The organism is Amycolatopsis halotolerans (assembly GCF_042647905.1).
In the GTDB taxonomy this organism is placed as follows: domain Bacteria; phylum Actinomycetota; class Actinomycetes; order Mycobacteriales; family Pseudonocardiaceae; genus Amycolatopsis; species Amycolatopsis halotolerans.
Window position 1 is genome coordinate 111,398 of sequence record NZ_JBHRWI010000062.1, and the last position, 21,805, is coordinate 133,202.

The 21,805-nt window shown below is 67.4% G+C and carries 18 protein-coding genes; 12 read left to right on the plus strand and 6 right to left on the minus strand.

Features of this window, described 5'->3' with window-relative positions:
- The first annotated feature begins 50 nt into the window (after window positions 1-50).
- Window positions 51-3,962, plus strand: coding sequence for a DNA-directed RNA polymerase subunit beta' (locus ACFORO_RS39920; RefSeq protein WP_377873158.1), 3,912 nt, complete (start codon window positions 51-53; stop codon window positions 3,960-3,962).
- 129 nt (window positions 3,963-4,091) lie between these two features.
- Window positions 4,092-4,730: a zinc ribbon domain-containing protein gene (locus ACFORO_RS39925; protein WP_354740599.1), complete on the plus strand. Its 639-nt coding sequence runs from the start codon at window positions 4,092-4,094 to the stop codon at window positions 4,728-4,730.
- Between the two features lie 4 nt (window positions 4,731-4,734).
- Here ACFORO_RS39925 and ACFORO_RS39930 read toward each other — a convergent pair whose 3' ends face one another.
- The 5 genes from ACFORO_RS39930 to ACFORO_RS39950 all read right to left on the minus strand — a co-directional run bounded on the left by ACFORO_RS39930 (window position 4,735) and on the right by ACFORO_RS39950 (window position 10,061).
- A complete protein-coding gene (locus ACFORO_RS39930; RefSeq protein WP_377873159.1) occupies window positions 4,735-6,237 on the minus strand; it encodes a hypothetical protein in 1,503 nt (500 codons plus the stop codon).
- Window positions 6,238-6,359: 122 nt separating this feature from the next.
- Window positions 6,360-7,838, minus strand: a complete 1,479-nt coding sequence (locus tag ACFORO_RS39935) for a hypothetical protein (RefSeq protein ID WP_377873160.1) — start codon at window positions 7,836-7,838, stop codon at window positions 6,360-6,362.
- Between the two features lie 132 nt (window positions 7,839-7,970).
- Window positions 7,971-9,134, minus strand: a complete 1,164-nt coding sequence (locus ACFORO_RS39940; RefSeq protein WP_377873161.1) for a hypothetical protein — start codon at window positions 9,132-9,134, stop codon at window positions 7,971-7,973.
- 13 nt (window positions 9,135-9,147) lie between these two features.
- A complete protein-coding gene (locus ACFORO_RS39945; RefSeq protein WP_377873162.1) occupies window positions 9,148-9,483 on the minus strand; it encodes a hypothetical protein in 336 nt (111 codons plus the stop codon).
- Window positions 9,480-10,061 carry a YbaB/EbfC family nucleoid-associated protein gene (locus tag ACFORO_RS39950; protein ID WP_377873163.1) on the minus strand — a complete coding sequence of 194 codons (582 nt, stop codon included), beginning with the start codon at window positions 10,059-10,061 and terminating at the stop codon, window positions 9,480-9,482. The genes ACFORO_RS39945 and ACFORO_RS39950 overlap by 4 nt, the downstream gene beginning before the upstream one ends.
- Before the next feature lie 630 nt (window positions 10,062-10,691).
- Here ACFORO_RS39950 and ACFORO_RS39955 point away from each other — a divergent pair.
- The 5 genes from ACFORO_RS39955 (at window position 10,692) to ACFORO_RS39975 (ending at window position 15,650) form a co-directional block, all read left to right on the plus strand.
- Window positions 10,692-12,554 carry a hypothetical protein gene (locus ACFORO_RS39955; protein ID WP_377873164.1) on the plus strand — a complete coding sequence of 621 codons (1,863 nt, stop codon included), beginning with the start codon at window positions 10,692-10,694 and terminating at the stop codon, window positions 12,552-12,554.
- Window positions 12,555-12,654: 100 nt separating this feature from the next.
- Complete coding sequence (locus tag ACFORO_RS39960) at window positions 12,655-14,415, plus strand: hypothetical protein (protein ID WP_377873165.1); 1,761 nt, start codon at window positions 12,655-12,657, stop codon at window positions 14,413-14,415.
- 40 nt (window positions 14,416-14,455) lie between these two features.
- On the plus strand, window positions 14,456-14,836 hold the full coding sequence (locus ACFORO_RS39965; RefSeq protein WP_377873166.1) for a hypothetical protein: 381 nt from the start codon (window positions 14,456-14,458) through the stop codon (window positions 14,834-14,836).
- A gap of 18 nt (window positions 14,837-14,854) precedes the next feature.
- Window positions 14,855-15,088, plus strand: a complete 234-nt coding sequence (locus ACFORO_RS39970) for a hypothetical protein (RefSeq protein WP_377873167.1) — start codon at window positions 14,855-14,857, stop codon at window positions 15,086-15,088.
- 70 nt (window positions 15,089-15,158) lie between these two features.
- Entirely contained in the window at window positions 15,159-15,650 is a 492-nt protein-coding gene (locus ACFORO_RS39975; RefSeq protein ID WP_377873168.1) for an MmpS family transport accessory protein, read from the plus strand.
- Here the strand turns inward: ACFORO_RS39975 and ACFORO_RS39980 are convergent.
- On the minus strand, window positions 15,643-16,131 hold the full coding sequence (locus ACFORO_RS39980; protein WP_377873169.1) for a GNAT family N-acetyltransferase: 489 nt from the start codon (window positions 16,129-16,131) through the stop codon (window positions 15,643-15,645). The two genes, ACFORO_RS39975 and ACFORO_RS39980, sit on opposite strands and share 8 nt — an antisense overlap.
- A 74-nt stretch (window positions 16,132-16,205) precedes the next feature.
- Between ACFORO_RS39980 and ACFORO_RS39985 the strand changes: the two genes are divergently transcribed.
- From ACFORO_RS39985 to tuf, 5 genes are all read left to right on the plus strand, one after another.
- Window positions 16,206-16,358, plus strand: coding sequence for a hypothetical protein (locus ACFORO_RS39985; RefSeq protein WP_101436018.1), 153 nt, complete (start codon window positions 16,206-16,208; stop codon window positions 16,356-16,358).
- Between the two features lie 979 nt (window positions 16,359-17,337).
- Complete coding sequence (rpsL, locus tag ACFORO_RS39990; protein ID WP_003102113.1) at window positions 17,338-17,712, plus strand: 30S ribosomal protein S12; 375 nt, start codon at window positions 17,338-17,340, stop codon at window positions 17,710-17,712.
- Window positions 17,712-18,182 carry a 30S ribosomal protein S7 gene (gene rpsG, locus ACFORO_RS39995; RefSeq protein ID WP_007031033.1) on the plus strand — a complete coding sequence of 157 codons (471 nt, stop codon included), beginning with the start codon at window positions 17,712-17,714 and terminating at the stop codon, window positions 18,180-18,182. The genes rpsL and rpsG overlap by 1 nt, the downstream gene beginning before the upstream one ends.
- Before the next feature lie 63 nt (window positions 18,183-18,245).
- On the plus strand, window positions 18,246-20,345 hold the full coding sequence (gene fusA, locus ACFORO_RS40000) for an elongation factor G (RefSeq protein ID WP_354740622.1): 2,100 nt from the start codon (window positions 18,246-18,248) through the stop codon (window positions 20,343-20,345).
- A 129-nt stretch (window positions 20,346-20,474) separates the two neighbouring features.
- A complete protein-coding gene (gene tuf / locus ACFORO_RS40005; RefSeq protein WP_354740624.1) occupies window positions 20,475-21,668 on the plus strand; it encodes an elongation factor Tu in 1,194 nt (397 codons plus the stop codon).
- Window positions 21,669-21,805: the final 137 nt, after the last annotated feature.

Consider the following 21,805-nt stretch of genomic DNA (forward strand, 5'->3'; position numbering starts at 1 on the left):
TCCACCGCCGACCCCTCCTCTAGCCGAATCAACCCCAAGGGGATCTAGACGTGCTGGACGTCAATTTCTTCGATGAGCTCCGCATCGGTCTCGCGACCGCCGACGACATCCGTCAGTGGTCCTTCGGCGAGGTCAAGAAGCCGGAGACCATCAACTACCGGACCCTCAAGCCGGAGAAGGACGGGCTCTTCTGCGAGAAGATCTTCGGTCCGACCCGGGACTGGGAGTGCTACTGCGGCAAGTACAAGCGCGTCCGGTTCAAGGGCATCATCTGCGAGCGCTGCGGCGTCGAGGTCACTCGCGCCAAGGTGCGCCGTGAGCGGATGGGCCACATCGAGCTGGCCGCGCCGGTCACCCACATCTGGTACTTCAAGGGCGTTCCGTCGCGCTTGGGCTACCTGCTGGACCTGGCGCCCAAGGACCTCGAGAAGATCATCTACTTCGCGGCTTACGTCATCACCGGCGTGAACACCGAGCTGCGGCACAACGACCTGCCGACCCTCGAGAACGAGATCGGCGTCGAGCGCAAGAACCTCGAGACGAAGCGCGACTCCGACATCGAGGCCCGCGCGCAGAAGCTGGAAGCCGACCTGGCCGAGCTGGAGGCGGAGGGCGCGAAGTCCGACGTGCGCCGCAAGGTCAAGGAGGGCGGCGAGCGCGAGATGCGCCAGCTGCGCGACCGCGCCGGCCGCGAGCTGGACCGTCTCGAGGAGGTCTGGACGACCTTCACGAAGCTCGAGCCGCGTCAGCTGATCGCCGACGAACTGCTCTACCGCGAGCTGATCGACCGGTACGGCGAGTACTTCACCGGCGGCATGGGCGCCGAGGCGATCCAGAAGCTGGCGACCGAGTTCGACGTCGCCGCGGAGGCCGACAACCTGCGCGACACCATCCGCAACGGCAAGGGGCAGAAGAAGCTCCGCGCGCTGAAGCGGCTCAAGGTCGTCGCCGCGTTCCAGGCGACCGGCAACGACCCGCGCGGCATGGTGCTCGACGCCGTCCCGGTCATCCCGCCGGACCTGCGCCCGATGGTGCAGCTCGACGGTGGCCGCTTCGCCACGTCGGACCTGAACGACCTGTACCGCCGCGTGATCAACCGCAACAACCGGTTGAAGCGGCTGATCGACCTCGGCGCGCCCGAGATCATCGTCAACAACGAGAAGCGGATGCTGCAGGAGGCCGTCGACGCGCTGTTCGACAACGGCCGCCGCGGCCGTCCGGTCACCGGCCCGGGCAACCGGCCGCTGAAGTCGCTGTCCGACCTGCTCAAGGGCAAGCAGGGCCGGTTCCGGCAGAACCTGCTCGGCAAGCGTGTTGACTACTCGGGCCGTTCGGTCATCATCGTCGGCCCGCAGCTGAAGCTGCACCAGTGCGGTCTGCCGAAGGACATGGCGCTCGAGCTGTTCAAGCCGTTCGTCATGAAGCGGCTGGTCGACCTGAACCACGCGCAGAACATCAAGTCCGCCAAGCGGATGGTGGAGCGCTCGCGGCCGCAGGTGTGGGACGTGCTCGAAGAGGTCATCACCGGCCACCCGGTGATGCTGAACCGTGCGCCGACCCTGCACCGGCTGGGCATCCAGGCCTTCGAACCGCAGCTGGTCGAGGGCAAGGCCATCCAGCTGCACCCGCTGGTCTGCGAAGCGTTCAACGCGGACTTCGACGGCGACCAGATGGCGGTGCACCTGCCGCTGTCGGCCGAGGCGCAGGCCGAGGCCCGGATCCTGATGCTGTCGGCGAACAACATCCTGTCGCCGGCGTCGGGCCGTCCGCTCGCCATGCCGCGACTGGACATGGTCACCGGTCTGTTCCACCTGACCCGGCTCAGCGAGAACGCCGAGGGCGCGGGCAACGCGTACTCGTCGCCCGCCGAGGCGATCATGGCGTTCGACCGCAAGGCGCTGAGCCTGCACGCCCCGGTCAAGATCCGCGTCACCGACCGTCAGCCGGCCAAGGCCGACGAGGCGCGGCTCGCGGAAAAGGGCTGGGAGCCGGGCAAGGCGTGGCTGGCCGAGACGACGCTGGGCCGCGTGCTGTTCAACGACCTGCTGCCGGCGGACTACCCGTTCATCAACGAGCCGATGCCGAAGAAGCGGCAGGCGGCGATCGTGAACGACCTCGCCGAGCGGTACTCGATGACGCAGGTCGCGCAGACGCTGGACAAGCTCAAGGACGCCGGTTTCTACTGGGCGACCCGCTCGGGCGTCACGGTCGCGATCTCGGACGTGCTGACCCCGGTCGGCAAGAAGGCCATTCTCGACGAGTACGAGGGCAAGGCCGACCAGGTCGAGAAGCGGTACCAGCGCGGTCAGCTGTCGCACACCGAGCGCAACAACGAGCTCGTCAAGGTGTGGACGCAGGCGACCGAAGAGGTCCACAAGATCATGGAGACGGCGCTGCCGGACGACAACCCGATCGCCATGATCGTGAAGTCGGGCGCGGCGGGCAACATGACGCAGGTCCGTTCGCTGGCCGGTATGCGCGGTCTGGTGTCGAACCCGAAGGGCGAGTACATCCCGCGCCCGATCAAGGCGAACTTCCGTGAAGGCCTGTCGGTGGCGGAGTACTTCATCGCCACGCACGGTGCCCGGAAGGGCCTGGCGGACACGGCGCTGCGTACCGCCGACTCGGGTTACCTGACCCGTCGTCTGGTGGACGTTTCGCAGGACGTCATCGTCCGCGAGGTCGACTGCGGCACCACGCGCGGCATCATGATGCCGATCGGCGAGGACCTCGGCGACGGCAAGGTCGTGCGCGACCAGCACGTCGAGACCTCGGTGTACGCGCGGAACCTCGCGACGGACGCGGTGGACGCCAAGGGCAACGTCGTGCTGAACGCGGGCGACGACATCGGCGACCCGGCGCTGGACAAGCTCATCTCCAGCGGCATCACCAAGGTGAAGGTCCGCTCGGTGCTGACCTGCGAGTCGGCGGTCGGCGTGTGCGCGACCTGCTACGGCCGTTCGATGGCGACGGGCGAGCTCGTCGACGTCGGCGAGGCGGTCGGCATTGTCGCCGCCCAGTCGATCGGCGAGCCGGGCACGCAGCTGACGATGCGTACCTTCCACCAGGGTGGTGTCGCCGGTGACGACATCACGACCGGTCTGCCCCGTGTTACCGAGCTTTTCGAGGCTCGGGTGCCGAAGGGCAAGGCTCCGATCGCGGACGTCGACGGCCGCGTGCGGATCGAGGAGAGCGAGCGGTTCTGGAAGATCACCCTGATCCCGGACGACGGGTCGGAGGAGATCGTCTTCGACAAGCTGTCCAAGCGGCAGCGGCTCGCGAACACCCCGAACGGCCCGCTGGGCGACGGCGACCACGTCAACGTCGGCCAGCAGCTGCTCGAGGGCACGCCGGACCCGCACGAGGTCCTGCGCGTCATGGGCCCGCGCGAAGCGCAGATGCACCTCACGGACGAGGTCCAGAAGGTGTACCGGGCGCAGGGTGTGTCGATCCACGACAAGCACATCGAGGTCATCGTGCGGCAGATGCTGCGCCGCGTGACGATCATCGACTCCGGTGCCACGGACTTCCTGCCGGGCGAGCTGCCCGAGCGGACGAAGTTCGAGGCGACGAACCGCGCCTCGGTCGCCGAGGGCGGCGAGCCGGCTTCGGGCCGTCCGGTGCTGATGGGCATCACGAAGGCGTCGCTGACCACGGACTCGTGGCTGTCGGCGGCCTCGTTCCAGGAGACCACGCGAGTCCTGACCGACGCGGCCATCAACGGCCGCTCGGACAAGCTCGTGGGCCTCAAGGAGAACGTCATCATCGGTAAGCTCATCCCGGCCGGTACGGGCATCAACAAGTACCGGAACATCCAGGTGCAGCCGACCGAGGAGGCGCGGGTCGCGGCGTACGCGATCCCGTCCTACGACGACGGTTACTACACCCCGGACGTGTTCGGTTCGGGCACCGGCGCCGCGGTTCCGCTGGACGACTACGACTTCGGTCGCGACTTCCGCTGAACCACGCGTAGCTGAACGAAAAGCCCCCGGTCCTCGTGACCGGGGGCTTTTTCGTCGCGGTGCGTAGCGGGTCCGGAGACGGTACTTGTACGGTCGTGGGGCTTCTCCGGTTGGCTTAGATTCGCGCGCGTGGCTGATGTCGTGCCGTTCACGGACAACTTCTCGGATCTCTCCAATGCCCAGGGCTACCAGTTCGAGTTCCACTGCGAGCGCTGCGGAAACGGGTACCGCTCCGCGTTCCAGCGGGACACGATGGAGACCGGGCGCAGCATGCTGCGCGCGGTGGGCTCGTTCTTCGGCGGGACGCTGCAGCAGCTGAGCAGCTCCGCGGACCAGTGGAAATACGACCGCGCGACGAACTCGCCGGCGAAGGACCGCGCGCTGACCGCGGCGGTCGAGGAGATCACCCCGCGCTTCCGGCAGTGTCGCGGCTGCAGCGACTGGATGTGCGCGGATCAGTGCTGGAACGAGGAAATCGGCCAGTGCCTGCGATGTTCTCCCATCGTGGCTGAGGAGATTTCGCGAGCGCAGGCGGCGGCGCAGCGGGACCAGATCTGGGACCAGGCGCGCGAGAAGAACTGGACCAAGGACCTGGATCTGGGCACCCGTGCGAAGCTCACCTGTCCTGATTGCGGGCTGAAGGTGAACGGCGGGAAGTTCTGCACCGGGTGCGGGAGTTCACTGGCCCCGACTGTCCATTGTGGAGAGTGTGGGAAGGAATCCAAGGCGGGGGCGGTGTTCTGCGCGGATTGCGGGCACCGGCTCTGAGTGGTCAAACCTTGGCGAGGGTTTCGCGCCGCTTGCGCACCCGGCGGGGGACGCTCGGGAAGTAAGTGCGTTTGATCAGCAGGAGCCCCGGAACAAGCCAGATCAACGCGCCGAGCAGATCGACGGCCGCGAACGCCGAGCCGACCTGATATCCCGGATGTCCCCAGAACGGGCCGACCGCGATGTCGACGACGGCACCGCGCGTTGGAAGGTCATTCTGCGACCAGTCGGCGGTGATTTCGCGCGTACTGCCGTCGTGCTCGTAGGTTCCGTCGACCTCGGCCCGGTCCGCGGTACAGGACATGCCGCCGCTCGTGGTTACGCAATGGCGGGTGCCGCCTTCGCTGACGCGCGAGACGGTCGCTTGCACCTGCGGTGCCAGCCCGGTCAGCACGGCGATCGAATTGCCCGCAGGTCCCACGCCGATGACGATCAGGGCGAGCGCGGTGAGAGTCCGCGCGGTCAGCGAAACCGAGGTGACCGGTTGCCGGTCCCGGGCGTCGCGCCTGCGGTTGAGCGGGGTGCGGATGAACCCGCCGCGCTTGCCGATCCACGCGTCGTAGCGGGTGTCGGCACTGGTCGCGGCCGAGCGGAATCGCCGGTCGCCAGCCCACTTCTCCCAGATCGCCGAGGGCACGGCCGCGGCGAGCATCGCGAGCTTGCGGGAGTTGTCGAACATCCGGTCTTCGGTCAGCCCGCCGGTGTCGGTGGTCCAGATCGCGTCCTCGCGGAACGCGACCTGGTGGACCCGGAACCACCGGTCGTTCAGAATCAGTTCGCGGACCTCGCCGGTCAGCATCTCCCGGGCGAATTCCGGATCCGAGGTGTAGACGGAGAACCGGCGGTCGAATTCGGGGTCGACCTCGAACTCGTGCAGTGTGGTGTCCGGGCGCAGCCAGCTGAATTGGTTGCGGGTGATCCGCATGTCTTCCAGCGGCGTGAAATGGTCCGAGGCAAAGGCTTTGGTCTTCGGAGAGATGGTCAGCGCGGGCACGTTCGGGATGCGCAGCTCCACGACCGAGCAGATCGAACCGAGCGCTTCGGCTAGCTTCGACTTCCGGCGGAAATTCTCGTCCCGGTAAGGAGATTCGGTCGAATACTCGATCCCGAGCAGCCGGTGCCCGTGGTGAGTGAACTCGACGGTGGCCCGGCTCGGCCAGGGATCGGGATGGTCCCGCGGGACGGCGAGCCCGTGGCGAGGCAGGAAACCGAAGCTGGGTTCGCCGGTCGAGTCGACGCGGGTGACCCAGCGCTGCTGATGCCAGCCCCGCCAGGCGAGCAGCGCAGCGACGACCAGCGGCACGCCGTACCAAGCCAGCGGATGTACGGCCACGCTGGCGGAGAACCAATACAGCGTCGTCAGGGAAACCGTGATTCCGCAGAGCGTATGGAAAACCGCCGCGAGGACCGCGCTGCGTCGCTCGGCCCAGGCGGCGATCCACAGCAGGCCGAAGGCCAGTGCGTAGCCGCCGAAGAAATACCCAGGGACAATCAGCTCTCCGGTCACGCACAACCCTTACAGTTCGAGATTTCCGCGGACCTTTTCCCCGGAGCGCCATCCCGGATATGTCGGTGGCTTCCCTTGCCTTGCCGAGCGCGGTCGAGCACTTTCGCGACAAGTTCTGCGGCTCAGGCCGTGGCGAGGGCTTCGCGGGTCTTCCGTACCCGGCGCGATGCCCTCGGCCAGTAGGTCACCTTGACGATCAGCAAACCGAACAGCAACGGGAACAAGCAGGTGAAAATGACTCCCTGTGCGGCTCTGCCGCTCTCGAAGATCGGGCTCCACCACAACGGTCCGAGCTGAACCTTGACGATGTCGCCCACTTCCGGCATTTCCTCGGACCACCGGGTGGTCGAGGTATAGGCGGAGCCGTCGAGCACGTAGGTACCGCGGACCCGAGCGGCGGAGCCCCCGGTGCACTTCCCCGAACTTCCACGACAGACCGGCGCGGCACCGCGGTCGATCCAGGTCACCTTCAAGTCCACCTCGGTGCCCTGTCCGTTCATGACGAGAAGCGAATTGCTCATCGCGAGGACGGCGCTGACGATCATGACCGCCGCGACCAGCGAGCGCATCGCGAGCGACGTGGACGTCACCGGCTGCCGGTCCCGCGCTTCACGGCGGCGGTTCAGCTTGGTCCGGATCAGTCCGCCTCGATCGCCGTACCACAGGTCGTAGCTGGTTTCGGCGCGTGCGGTCACCCGGCGGAAGCCGGCCGCCGCGGAGCTGGTCCACTGGCCGGAGGGCAGTTGCGCGGCAAGCAGGGCGAGCCGCCTCCCGTTGCCCAAGACCCGTTCTTCCGTCAGCCCGCCCGCTTCCGCGGTCCACATCGCGTCGTGGTCGAACACGACCTCGTGCACCCGGAACCACAGGTCGGTCATGATCATCTCGCGGACCTGGCCGGTGAGCACCTGACGGGCGAACTCCGGGTCGCTCGTGGTCACCTCGAACCGCCGGTCGAAGTCCGGATCCAGTTCGAACGCCGTCAGCGCCGCGGAGGGTTTCGGCGAACCGGCCTGGTTGCGGGTGATCTTGGCGTCTTCCAGCGGGGTGAACAGCTCCGGTTCGAAGGCCTTGGTCCGCGGGCTGATCACCAGGGTCGGCCCGGCGGGGATCCGCAGCTCCACGAGGGTGTAGATCCCGTCGACCTGATTGGCGACCGAATCGAGCACGCCATCGGGCGTACCGGAGGAATACTCGACGCCCAGCAGCCGGTGCCCTTGCCGCTCGAACTCCGCGATGCCGCGGGTCCTCGGACGATCGGGTTCGGTGATCGCGACGGTGCGGCCCTGCCGGGGAAGAACCCCGAAAGTCGGCTCCCCGACGGCGCCCAGCCGTCGGATCCAGAACCGTTGCCGGAAAATCCGCCAGAGCGCGAACCCGGCCATCGCGAGCGGAATGCACACCCAGCCGATGGCCGGTCCGCTGCTCTCAGTCCCGGCGGTCAGCCAGTACAGCGTCGTCCCGAACAGCGCGGCGAGGCTGAGTGCTTCGCAGACGACAGTCTTGACCACGCTGCGGCTCTCGAACCGGCCGGCGAGCAGCAGCAGGAGCAGTGTCAGGACGTAGCCGCCGACTATGTACCAGGGTTCGAGCAGTGCTGCCATTTTCGCGGCTCCTGTGGGCTGCTCTTCGGCACCCGGGTGAAGAGGTCTTGTGCTGTGGCAGGGCGAGGGTAGTACGCGCCGAGCAGGTCCGCTGTCGCGTGCGAGGCGGGGCCGAGGACTTGGCGCGGCCGGTCAGATGTCCAGGTCGTCCTTGGTTTCTTCGACGCTCTGCCCGTTGCCGGGATGATCCCCTTTCAGGTTGGTGATCGCCTTGTCCGTCGCCTTGTATGCCGACTTGGCGGTGTAAGCCGAACCCTTGGACAAGTCACCCGGTGCGACACCGGTGGTCGCCTTGACCGTCTCGTCGAAGACCTTGCGCGGGACGCTGGTGAAGACGTCCTTCGCGGCTTGGTTGTACGCGGCGCCCTGGGCGTTCAAACCCTTGGCAAAAGCGCCGGTGATCGCTTTCTCCTGGCCGGGGGTCATGCCGACCTTGCCCGCCTTGGTGAGCTTCGAGCCCTGCTTGACCAGGTCGTCGCTCCACTTCATGAGGAAGCCCATGAATTTGTCGAGCAGCTTGCCGAGCTTGCCGAGGTGTTTGGTGATCTTGCCGATCGCGCTCGCCGCCTTCGCCACGGACGCGGCCATCGCACCCGCCACAGACGAGCCGAAGCTCACGATCGAGGCCGCCAGCGCGGGCAGCCAGATGTAGATGAGCCAGCTGACCAGTTCCGAGATGATCGCCTTGACGACCTCCTCGATGACGGTCATGACCATCGACCACATCTTCAGGGTGTCGGAGACAGAGCCGGCGGCCGAGCCGATGCCGTTGATGCCCTGCGCGAACTCGGCCAAGGCCTTCTTGGCCGCCTCTCCGCCCTCGCCTTCCCAATCCTTGAGGGCCTCGTCGCCGGTCTTGACGAAATCGTCGGCCAGCTTCACGAAACCCGTGCCGATCGCGACGAAGTCTCCTGCCGCCTTCTCCAACGCGGGACCGTCGCCGGTCACGAAGTGCAACGCGTCGTTGAGCGGCTGGATCAGGTCCAGCAGCATGTTCAGGCCGTTGCTGACCAGCCAGCCCACCGGGTCGAGCGCGAAGCTCGCCATGTCCATCGTCGCCCCGGCGACGAAACCCGCTCCGTCCTGCAGCAGTTGGCCACTCGCCGCCGCGACGTCGCCGACACTGTCGGCTTTGGAAAACTTGTCGTAGGCGTTGGAGATGGTGCTGACGCCTTTGCCGACGAACGGGGTGTGCGCCGTGGCCTCTTTGGCCTCGTGCAGACCGTGCCCGAACGCGTTTTCGCCGCGGTGGTCGTCGTGGAGCTTCACCCCGTCGGCGATGCTGTCCTGTCCCATGGTTCCCCCCTGCTCAGCGCGGCCCGTCGATCTTCGTCTCGAATTTGCCGAACTTCATGACAGTGTCTTGTTCGTGGCCGTCGTAGATCTCGGCGGCCTTGCTGACCTTGCCTTGGAAGGATTCGACGCCGTTCTTGAGAAGTTCGAGCAGCTCCTTCAGGTCGTCGAGCTTGCTTGTGTAGGTTTGCTTGACTGCCAGCCCGATCAATCCCCAGGACTTGTCGGTCACGTCGGCGTGGTTGATGAGGTCGCCGAACTTTCCCGCCTCGCCCTTGTACCGGTCGAGTCCCGTGGAGTACTTGGCAAGGGCAGCGGTGTCGACCTTGTGGCCGCCGTTCGTCGGGCTCATCGGTGCCCCTCCTCGTCGTCGAACAAGTTCTGGAGGAACTGGTCGCCCGACGAGGCCGAGGGCGGTGCCGACGGAGGCGCCTGAGCCGTCCGTCCGTCGTCGCGAAGCAGATCGTTGTTCGCGAAGTCCTCGTCGTCCCGGGCCGGTGCTGCCTGCCGCGGCTGCTCCTCCGGCAGATTGGACTCCAGTTCTTCGACAGTGGTTCCCAAACCAGCTGCCTGGGCTTCCAAGACCTGGTCGGACACGTTCAACCCGAAGGCCGTGCCCACGTGCTCGTCGACGATCCCGGCCTGCTTGCGAGCGGATTCAGCGACGGCCTTGTGCAGGGTTGCCAGGATCGAGGTCGCCAGCTGGTCGGGCTGCTGCCGGAGCGCGTCCGGGGTGAGCCGGAGGTCTTTGATCGATCCGCTGGGGCCCGCGACGACGGTGACCGCCCGGTCCGGCGACATCACTTCGGCCTCGAGCGCGCTCAGCTCCTCCTGCATGTCGCCGACTTTCGCGAACTGCGCTTCGGCCTGCTTGAGCTTCGTCTGGAACTTGTCGAACTCCGCGACGAGTCGTTCCATCTCTGCCGACACCGGCGCTCACCCCTTCCCCTGGTCCCTCACCTGATGTGCGGATTATGCCGCTTCTGTCAGGTTCGCGCCGCAGGGTCAGCGAATCCGGCATGGGTGATTCATCGCGGGGTCGGGGCGAAAGTTCCCGGGATTTGATCACGAAAGGGTAACGAACATATCGGGCGAACAGCCCCACCCCGGACGCCGAAGCGGCGAACATACTTTGGGCCGAACGGAGCATCGCAGGTCAGCGCCGCGCCTCCAGTCGGTCGCGGGGCGAGGGGCGGGCAACTCGGCCCATCTCGTGGGATATTCACTCCTTCGGTCGACGTTCCCACGATTGATCACCGCATTGACAGTGGGTGCGGTTCGCCAGAGTATTTCGCGCATGTCCTTTCCGGTTGCCCTGGTGTGGCGTCTGCACGTGGATCTGCGCCAGCAGGCCAGCGCGCTGTGTAGGGATTCCTGACCTTTTCTCCCGGCCGCGTCCGGCTGGCTGATTTCTCTTTCCCCGCAACGGGTTTCTCTGACCCGAGGGGATGAACGCTTTCTCTGTTCGGCGTGGGTTTCGCGCGGGTTTCGTGCTGCCCCGAGAACGGGGAAAGAAGTGCCTTCGCGGGCGCTTCACGGGAACACAAACAGGGAGACACCATGCGATTCAGCTCCTCCTCGGGCGCCCCGCCCCGATGGCGGAAAGCGCTGACCGTCGCCGGCGCGGTCGCGCTCGCGATCGGTGCGGTGACCTACACCGGGTCCACCACCAGCGCTTACGCCGACGTTCAGGTGGTCACCGACGCCAAAACCGCGTCCGACGGCAAGCAGTACTGGGTGCAGAACCACCTGGTCAGCAAAGACCTTGCCGCGCAGGCGCGTTCCGCCGACGGCACGCCGAAGAAGTGGCTGCTGGTCTGGGCGGGCGACGAGAACATCGCCGACACCGCGGTGAAGGACGTCAAGAACCTGCCGGGTTCGCTCGGCGGCGGCCTCGGCAAAGTCAAGAATGCCTTGCCCGGTCCCGATTTCCTCGCGGTGATCGACGCGACGCAGGGCTCGCCGACGTACGGCAAGGTGGTGAACACCGCGACCGTCGGGCCGCTTGTCGAGAACGAGCCGCACCACATGCAGTACGTGTGGCACAAGGGCGACACGATCTACGCCGGCGCGTTGTTCGCCGCGGCGACGTACGCGTTCGACGTCAGTGCGTTGCCACAGCTCAAACTTAAGGGCATCAGCCTGCCGACGCAGACGCTCGGCGGTTCCGTGCCCGACGCGTACTGGGTGTTGAAGGACGGCACCGCGTACGGCACGTACATGGGCGGTCCGGTCGTGCCCGGTCCATACGCGTACCAGGACGGTTCCACGCAGATCGGCAACGGTTTCGCCGGCAGCCCGGGCGAGGTCGTGCACTTCGACCAGAACGCGCAGGTGCTGTCGCAGAATCCGGCGGCGACCCCGCAGGGCGACAACGCGAAGCTGTGCGACAACCTGCCGCAGCTGGGCAAACCGTCCTGCGCGAACCCGCACGGCGTCCAGGCGCGCGAGGATCTCAACACCCTCGTCACCAGTGACTACGCCGAACCGCGCAACATCATTCTCGACCCGGTGAAGCAGCCGTCGCCGTATCTGCGCCGGCCGACGATCCGCACCTGGGACATCTCCGACCGCAATCACCCGAAGCTGAAAGCGGTGTCCTACCTGCAAGACGGCCCCCGGGCGAACCCGGCGGACCCGCTGCACTCGGAAAGCCGCGCGGTCATGGAGACCACGGTGACGAACAAGCCCGGCCACAAGGGCGCGTTCGCCGAGACGATGCAGGGCGGCGCGATCTTCTACACGCCGGACATCACGGCGAAGGATCCGCACTGGATCGAGGTGTTCGACGACGGCACCGCGGGCAAGCCGATCTACTCGCAGAACGACTCCAACGGCGCCAGCTCCAACGGCGGCTGGCTGCAGACCAGCCCGGACGACCGGTTCCTGTACCACGCGGTGCAGGGCAGGCAGAAGGGCGCGCTCGGTCCGGACGACCCCGGCACCACCGGCGGCGTGTACGTGCTCGACATCCAGAAGCTGGTCGCGGCCGGCGACAAGGTCGAGGACATCAAGGGTCGCGTCGACACCAAGGAGAAGGCGCAGCAGGGCGGCGGGGGAGACCTGCCGACCGTCGTCGGCTCCGCGCCGATCAACCCGGGCGTGCCCGGGGCGGGCCCGCACTGGGGCGCGTACGACAACTTCGCGCTCGGCCAGGACGGTCTCTATCACGAAACCGAGCAGCCGCAGCACATCGCGGTGTCGAACTACTTCGTCGCCCGGTCCGGTTTGGACGGTGACCACAAGGTCAACCTGCTGAACCTGTCGCCGGACGGGAAGGTCGCGGTCGATCAGAACTTCCGCGACGAGTTCACCGGGCAGGTCGGCCTCAACTTCAACCGGAAGTCGTGGCCGCACGGGGACTTCGGCAACGCCAAGCCGCACTCCGAGCTGTTCGTGGTCGCCGACCAGAACGTGAAGTAACTCCCGCTGGCCGCGTGCCGTGAAGGACTCCTTGAGGGAATCAGATTCCCTCAAGGGGCCCTTCACGGACCGGCCCCGAGGACAAGTCCGGAAGGTCTCCATGGATCACCACGTCACTCCGGTCGCCACCGGATCGTCCGGTGTGGACAGTGCCGCGCTGGTGCTGCGGCTGATATTGCTGCTGGCGACGGCATTCCTCGCCGGTACCGGGATTCTGCGCCCGCTCGTCGGTCCGCTGCCGCGCAAGCTGTGGATCACCACCGGTGCGCTGGGTGTCGGGTCGGCGGTGCTGGCCGCGGTGTCGGCGGCGACAGTCGACGTCAACCTCGTCGCGCTGATCGTCCACGTCGTGCTCGCGCTGGCGGTGCCGGTGCTGCTGCGGTGGCCCTCGGCGGGTCGATGGGCTTCGCTCGCGCTGGTCGTGCTCGTGGTGCTGGAAACCTCCGTCGATGGTTCGGGGATTTCCTTCGCCATCGACACTGTGTACGTCGCCGCGGCCGCGCTGTGGTTCGGCGTGACGCTGCTGTCGGCTTGGGTGCCGGTGGAGCAGTGGCGTTCGACGCCGTTGCGCGTCGGTCCGCTTTCGGTCAGCCTCGCCGGACTGCTGACGCTCGCGGGCGTCGTGCAACTCGGCGTCTCCGGGGTTGCTTTCGACCGACGGTTGTACGAAACGCTCTTCGGCGTCTCGCTGATCGTGGTGGTCCTGCTTCCCGCAGCAGTGACTGTGGTGTCGGCGATCTTGTTGTCTCGCAACGCTTCCATTCGCGGTTACCGCTACGGCGTCGCCGGTGTCGCACTCGGGTTCGTTGCATGGAGCGCGCTCGCTGCGGTGCCGCAGCCAGCGCCGTTGCCCGTGCCCGGAGTGCCGATCCTGGCCGACGCGACGGTCGGCGGCGCGACGGTGCCGGTGCTGGTCAGCCCGCACCGGCCCGGGCGCAATCTCGTGCACTTCCCTTCGAGCGCGGGTACGGACCTGTCCGCTGGCGTCGAGGGCGGGATCGTGACCACCGCGGCCGCGCGTCCCGGCGCGGAAGGCAGCTGGGCCGAGGTCGAACTTCCGGCCGGACGCAGCACTCTCGTGGTGCGCAAGGGCGACGCGACCACCACGGTCGACGTCGACGCGGGCACCGAGACGGGCCCGGCGGTTTCGGACGCCGACGCGCCGGAATGCGCGGAAGCCGCGCTCGGCGGTCTGGTGGCGCAGAAACGCGACGTGCTCACCAGCTGTCCGGCAGAAGCGTTGTCGCCGGAGGACCGCGGTTCGCTGGTGAAGCTGGTCGAGTTCCTCGCCTCGCGGAAGCCGTCGGCGATCACGCTGGTCGAAGACAAGTCGCCGCGTGGCGTGCAGGCCGCGCAGCTCGTCCGAGACACTGCTGCGCGCGTCGGTCTGCCGGTGCGCCCGGACGCGGCGGCGGACACCGCGCTGGTGGTCGTCTCCGGCTGGAGCGACGGGTACCTCGCGATGAGCCGCGCCGCCGAGTCGCAGCGGCTCAAACCGACTCACCAGTTCGGCCTGTACCTCGCTCCGTGGCTGCTCAACGGACCCATCGTCAACACCGTGGCCAGCGCGGCCATGCCGCTGCGCTTCGACCCGCGCGACCAGCTCGCGGTGAGCTACGCGGTGGCCGTCGGCAACAGCTTCGGCGGGGAAAGCCCGTCGCTAGGCGGTTTACGGACCTGGCTCGGTCCACAGTGGACATCCGTGAACGGCGAGGTGCAGCTGTTCGCGGCCGCGCAGGTCAACGCGATGCCGATGTACCCCAACGAACCGCACGCGCCCGGCATGCAGGCCGCGCGCGACTACGCCGGGCAGTGGATCCCCGACGGAACCATCGTCCCGATCAGCGGCGCGCTCCGCTGACCACCGTTCCCCGAAAAAACCCGAAGAAAGGAAAACCCTGATGAAACGTATTGCCGCCCGGATCCTGCTGCCGCTCGCCGCGGCCGGGGCGTTCGCCGGATTCGCCGGGGGAGCGGCCGACGCCGCCACCCCGGAGACGTCCGCTCAGCCCGCTGGAGTGCCTTCGTTGCCGACCGGCGGCTTGCCCACGCTCCCGACGGGCGGCCTCCCGTCCCTCCCGACCGGCGGACTGCCCTCGCTGCCTTCCGTGCCGAACCTGCCCGCCCCGGGCCTGCCCGGCGTCCCGGGAGCACCGACCGGCGGCGGCCCGTCGGTCTGGGTCGTCCCCGGCCTCGACGCGGGCAGCCTCCTCGGCCCGACCACCCAAGCCCCGGCCCAGCTCCTCGCGCCGGTGTTCAACGCCATCACCGCCGTTTCCTGACCACAGAAGGAGAAAGCCATGAAGAAGACCGTCGTCCGAGCCGTGGCCGCCACCGCGCTCGCCGGAGCCGCGGTGCTCGGCGCCGCCGCGCCCGCGCTGGCCGCGACCCAGGACCAGCCCGGTGTCACCGTCGTCGACGAGCCGGACACGTCGAACCTGAACAACATCTGGACGTTCGCGCCGCTGGGCGTCCCGGCGCTGGGCCTGATCCAGTCGCTGAACGGCGTCCCCGGCCGGATCCTGCCCGGCTGACCCCGTCTCCGCCGGTGGTTCCCCCCGTCCCCGGGAACCACCGGCGGATCCCGGCGAAAGAACGAGGAACATGGACAGACAGCTGATCGGCAGGCTCGCGATCGCGGCCATCGCGGTGGCCGCCGTCGCCGCGACCGTAGTGATCCTCGGCACCGGCGACGACCCCGCGCCGGCTCCGGTCGCCGTGTCCGCGCCGACTGCTGAAGTGCCGCAGCGCGCCCCAGACCGCACCGTCACCCGCACTCTGGCCCCGACGACGTCCACTGCACCGGCCGCGCCCGCGCCGTCCAGTTGGCAGATCACCTACGAACTCACGGGCTCCGGCACCGCCACCGTGGTCTACGACGACAACGGCCTCGGCCTGGTGCACCAGGAGCTGTCGGTGCCGTTGCCGTGGAGCAAGACCCTGACCTGGCCGAAGACCGCCGTCGCGCCGACTGTGCAGCTGATGGGCCAGTCGAGCGGCGCGGTCGAATGCCGGATCTCGGTGAACGGCGTGCTGGCGCGGTCCGCGAAAGCCACCGGCGGCGACGTGGCCAGCTGCGCGGGACGGCTCAGCTGAGGTCCTTGGAGAACCAGTGCTCGGCGTACTGGTCGTTGTTGAAGGCCTCGACCTCCGCGTAGCCCATCGACGCGTAGAGCGCGCGTGCTTCGACCAGGTCGTCCCGGGTATCCAGCCGCATCCGGGTCGAGCCCAGCCGCTTCGCCGCTTCTTCAGCCGCCGCGACGATGACCTTGCCGCCGCCGTGTCCGCGATGCTCCGGGCGCACGTACACCTTCGTCAACGCGCTCAGCCCGGGCCCGACCATCCGCACCCCGACGCAACCGGCGGGCTTCCCCTCGCGATAAGCCACCAGGAACGCCCCGGTCGGCGCTGCGAGGCCGTCGCTGGGCTCGTCGGCCAGCGCCGCGTCCACTTCCGCCGGCGTCGCCGGGCGGCCGTGATACCGCGACGCCAGCTCGTCCATGTATTCGCGCAGGATCGCCGCGGAGTCGGGGTGTTCGGCCGGGAATTCGCTGATCTTCCAGTCCACGTCCCTCATCTTGGGGAGTCCGTCCACCGATTTCCCCGGCAGGTACCGTGCAGACCGGCAGGGGAACCGAACGAGGAGGCGACATGGACGGCAGCGAGAACGTCGACCAGCCGGGGGACAAGAAGACCGGCGGCAGCCATGCCGCGCCGGAGGGGGCTGGAGTGCACCCGCTGATCGATCTGTCGCGCGACCCCAACCCGGGCAAGCCCGACCACGCGAAGCCCGACGAGGACTGACCCGCGGCCCGGCCCGGCGGGTGCACACCGCCGGGCCGGGTTTCGCGATTCCGTCCCGGTGAGGTGATTGTCACCCCGGGACGCGGGTCCATTGTGGAACAGCCGGCGGCTCTTCTCCTTGCCGCCGAAGAATTTCTCTCGCGTTCTTAACGCCGCCGCCAGTCTCGGCGCAGCACCCGGGCGAACCGCCCCGATGGGCTTCCTCGGCAGCGGGGCGCGGTGTCGGCGGTGCGCAGGGGTCTTGCGCGAAGCCGAAGGTACGTGAGGGGAACCCTGAGGGAATCAGAGTTCCTCAGGGTTCCCCTCACGGCCCTTTCTCGGCAACGGAGCCACGCCCGTATCGCCAGGCTGTGCTCCGCGTCCCCTGGCCAGCACGGCACAACGAACCCGCCACACACCGCGCCGCTGAGAACACCCCAATGTGGCATTGGGTGCATCTGACGCACCGAACGCCACATTGGGTGCGCTGAACGCACCGAACGCCACATTGGGTGCGCTGAACGCACCGAACGCCACATTGGGGCGCGGGAAGCCGCGAGGCCCGGCGCGCGTCCATTCGCTGGGCGTCCCGTCCCGGCATGCGAGCCGAGTGCCCTCTGACCGCGGGAACCCGCTCCGGAATAGCGTCCCGGAGCCCGGCGTTCTGCATCTCGGGAAGTCCCGCGCGGCGCCGTCTCAAGGCCCCGATCTGGGGTTACGATGACCGGTCGGCGACCGTAGCGACCCCCCGCCCGGACCGCTCCGCGAGTGGACGGGTATCTTTGGAGACCGTGCCCGGCAGGCGTCGGGCCGCTCCGCGTGCCGTTGGGCATGAGCGGGGTGCTTTTGCACCCGGTTCACCAGCCTCGCCACGTGGGGTTCCGACGGAAAATCCCTCCGGGAAGTTACCGGTCGAGAGACCGTGACGCGGGCCGACACGCCCGACCGCGGGGACCGGTGAAGACACGAAGAAGCAAGATCACGACAGGAAGCTGGTCCATTGCCCACGATCCAGCAGCTGGTCCGCAAGGGCCGCCAGGACAAGGCTGCCAAGCAGAAGACCGCGGCCCTCAAGGGGAGCCCGCAGCGTCGTGGCGTGTGCACCCGCGTGTACACCACGACTCCCAAGAAGCCGAACTCGGCCTTGCGCAAGGTTGCTCGTGTGAAGCTGACCAGCGGTATCGAGGTCACCGCGTACATCCCGGGTGAAGGCCACAACCTCCAGGAGCACTCGATGGTGCTCGTGCGCGGCGGCCGGGTTAAGGACCTGCCGGGTGTTCGCTACAAGATCATCCGCGGTTCGCTCGACACCCAGGGTGTGAAGAACCGTAAGCAGGCGCGCAGCCGGTACGGCGCGAAGAAGGAGAAGAGCTAATGCCTCGCAAGGGTCCGGCGCCGAAGCGGCCGCTGATCTCCGACCCCGTCTACGCCTCCCCGCTGGTCACCCAGCTGGTGAACAAGGTGCTGAAGGACGGCAAGCGGTCCCTGGCCGAGCGCATTGTCTACGGCGCTCTCGAAGGCGCTCGCGAGAAGACGGGCACCGACCCGGTCGTCACGCTGAAGCGCGCGCTCGACAACGTGAAGCCCACCATCGAGGTGAAGAGCCGCCGCGTCGGTGGCGCCACCTACCAGGTGCCGATCGAGGTCAAGCCCGGTCGTTCCACCACGCTGGCGCTGCGCTGGCTGGTGTCGTTCTCGCAGGCCCGCCGCGAGAAGACGATGATCGAGCGGCTGCAGAACGAGCTGCTGGACGCGAGCAACGGCCTTGGCGCCAGCGTCAAGCGCCGCGAAGACACGCACAAGATGGCCGAGTCGAACAAGGCCTTCGCGCACTACCGCTGGTGATGACCGCCCGGCTGCCGATAGAAGCCATGCCGGGCCCCACGTTCGAGACAGGGGAACATTCTCGTGGCACGTGAAGTGCTGACCGACCTCAACAAGGTCCGCAACATCGGCATCATGGCGCACATCGACGCCGGTAAGACCACCACCACCGAGCGGATCCTGTTCTACACCGGGATCAACTACAAGCTCGGCGAAGTCCACGACGGCGCCGCCACCATGGACTGGATGGAGGAGGAGCAGAAGCGGGGCATCACCATCACCTCGGCTGCCACCACCACCTTCTGGAACGACTACCAGATCAACCTGATCGACACCCCCGGGCACGTCGACTTCACCGTCGAGGTGGAGCGCAACCTGCGGGTGCTCGACGGCGCGGTCGCGGTCTTCGACGGCAAGGAAGGCGTCGAGCCGCAGTCCGAGCAGGTCTGGCGGCAGGCGGACAAGTACGACGTCCCGCGCATCTGCTTCGTCAACAAGATGGACAAGCTGGGTGCGGACTTCTACTACACCCTGCAGACCATCACGGACCGTCTCGGCGTCCGGCCGCTGGCCATCCAGCTGCCGATCGGCGCGGAGAACGACTTCGAGGGCGTCATCGACCTGGTTCGGATGAAGGCCCTGGTCTGGCGCGGCGAGGTGCAGAAGGGCGACGACTACGCCGTCGAGGACATCCCGGCCGAGCTGGCCGACCGCGCCGCCGAGTACCGCGAGAAGCTGGTCGAGGCCGTCGCCGAGACCGACGACGCGCTGATGGAGAAGTTCCTCGAGGGTGAGGAGCTGACCCAGGACGAGATCAAGGGCGGCATCCGCCACCTGGTCGTCACCCGCGAGGCGTTCCCGGTGCTCGCCGGCTCCGCGTTCAAGAACAAGGGCGTGCAGCCGATGCTGGACGCGGTCATCGACTACCTGCCGTCGCCGCTCGAGGTGCCGCCGGTCGAGGGCCTGCTTCCGGACGGCGAGACCCCGGTCACCCGGCACGCGACGACCGAGGAGCCGTTCTCGGCCCTGGCGTTCAAGATCGCCGCGCACCCGTTCTTCGGCAAGCTGACCTACATCCGGGTCTACTCGGGCAAGGTCGCCTCCGGCGCCCAGGTCGTCAACGCGACCAAGGAGCGCAAGGAGCGCATCGGGAAGATCTTCCAGATGCACTCCAACAAGGAGAACCCGGTCGACGAGGCCCTGGCCGGCCACATCTACGCGGTCATCGGCCTGAAGGACACCACGACCGGTGACACCCTTGCCGACGCGCAGAACCCGGTCGTCCTCGAGTCGATGACCTTCCCGGACCCCGTTATCCGGGTGGCCATCGAGCCGAAGACGAAGGCCGACCAGGAGAAGCTGTCCCTGGCGATCCAGAAGCTCGCCGAGGAGGACCCGACTTTCCAGGTCCAGCTCGACGAGGAGACCGGTCAGACGATCATCGCCGGCATGGGCGAGCTCCACCTCGAGGTGCTCGTCAACCGGATGAAGTCCGACTACAAGGTCGAGGCGAACATCGGCAAGCCGCAGGTCGCCTACCGCGAGACCATCAAGAAGACTGTGGAAAAGCTCGACTACGTCCACAAGAAGCAGACCGGTGGTTCCGGCCAGTTCGCGAAGGTCATCGTGAAGCTGGAGCCGCTCGAGCGCACCGACGGTGCTCTCTACGAGTTCGACAACAAGGTGACCGGTGGCCGCGTGCCGCGGGAGTACATCCCGTCGGTCGACGCGGGCGCCCAGGACGCGATGCAGTACGGCATCCTGGCCGGCTACCCGCTCGTCGGGTTGAAGTTCACCTTGTTGGATGGCGCGTACCACGAGGTCGACTCTTCCGAAATGGCCTTCAAGATCGCCGGCTCCATGGCGATGAAGGAAGCCGCCCGGAAGGCCGGCCCGGTCATCCTCGAGCCGATGATGGCCGTCGAGGTCACGACTCCCGAGGACTACATGGGCGACGTGATCGGCGACCTCAACTCCCGCCGTGGCCAGATCCAGGCCATGGAGGAGCGCGCCGGTACCCGTGTCGTGAAGGCACTGGTCCCGCTGTCGGAGATGTTCGGCTACGTCGGCGACCTGCGGTCCCGTACCCAGGGCCGGGCGAACTACTCCATGGTGTTCGACTCCTACGCCGAGGTTCCCGCGAACGTCGCGAAGGAAATCATCGCGAAGGCGACGGGGGAGTAACTCCCTCACCGCGCGCGGGCATTAAGGAACTCTCCTGAACGTCCGCAGCAACGACGAAGGAACATTCGTGGGGCAGCAGCCACGCTGCCCCACGAGCACAACGCGAAATCAGTCCAGGAGGACATTCCAGTGGCGAAGGCGAAGTTCGAGCGGAGCAAGCCGCACGTCAACATCGGCACCATCGGTCACGTCGACCACGGCAAGACCACGCTGACCGCGGCGATCACCAAGGTTCTGCACGACGCGTACCCGGAGCTGAACGAAGCCCGTGCGTTCGACCAGATCGACAACGCGCCGGAAGAGAAGCAGCGCGGCATCACGATCAACATCTCGCACGTCGAGTACCAGACCGAGAAGCGTCACTACGCGCACGTGGACGCCCCCGGCCACGCTGACTACATCAAGAACATGATCACCGGTGCCGCGCAGATGGACGGCGCGATCCTGGTGGTCGCGGCGACCGACGGCCCGATGCCGCAGACCCGCGAGCACGTGCTGCTGGCCCGCCAGGTCGGCGTGCCCTACATCGTGGTCGCGCTGAACAAGTCCGACATGGTCGACGACGAGGAGATCCTCGAGCTCGTCGAACTGGAGGTCCGCGAGCTGCTGTCCTCGCAGGAGTTCCCGGGCGACGACGCTCCGGTCATCCGCGTGTCCGGCCTCAAGGCGCTCGAGGGCGACCAGAAGTGGGCCGACGCCGTGCTCGAGCTGATGCACGCCGTCGACGACAACGTGCCGGACCCGGTGCGCGAGCTCGACAAGCCGTTCCTCATGCCGATCGAGGACGTCTTCACGATCACCGGCCGCGGCACCGTGGTGACCGGTCGCGTCGAGCGTGGCGTGGTCAACGTGAACGAAGAGGTCGAGATCGTCGGCATCCGCGAGAAGTCGACCAAGACCACCGTCACCGGTGTCGAGATGTTCCGCAAGCTGCTGGACCAGGGCCAGGCGGGCGACAACGTCGGCCTCCTCGTCCGCGGCATCAAGCGCGAGGACGTCGAGCGCGGCCAGGTCGTCGTGAAGCCGGGCACCACCACCCCGCACACCGAGTTCGAGGGCCGGGTCTACATCCTGTCCAAGGACGAGGGCGGACGGCACACCCCGTTCTTCAACAACTACCGCCCGCAGTTCTACTTCCGCACCACGGACGTGACCGGCGTCGTGACCCTTCCCGAGGGCACCGAGATGGTCATGCCGGGCGACAACACGGACATCAGCGTCGTGCTGATCCAGCCGGTCGCCATGGACGAGGGTCTGCGCTTCGCCATCCGCGAGGGTGGCCGGACCGTCGGCGCGGGCCAGGTTACCAAGATCAACAAGTGACGTCGGCGCCCTGAATTCGGGTCAATACACCCCCGAGTTCAGGGCGTCAACTCACGTGTGCGACACTATTCAGGTTGCTCGTCCTGGGGCGGCCGAACCCTTCGGGGTTCCGGCCGCCCTGGCACGAGTGGCCACGG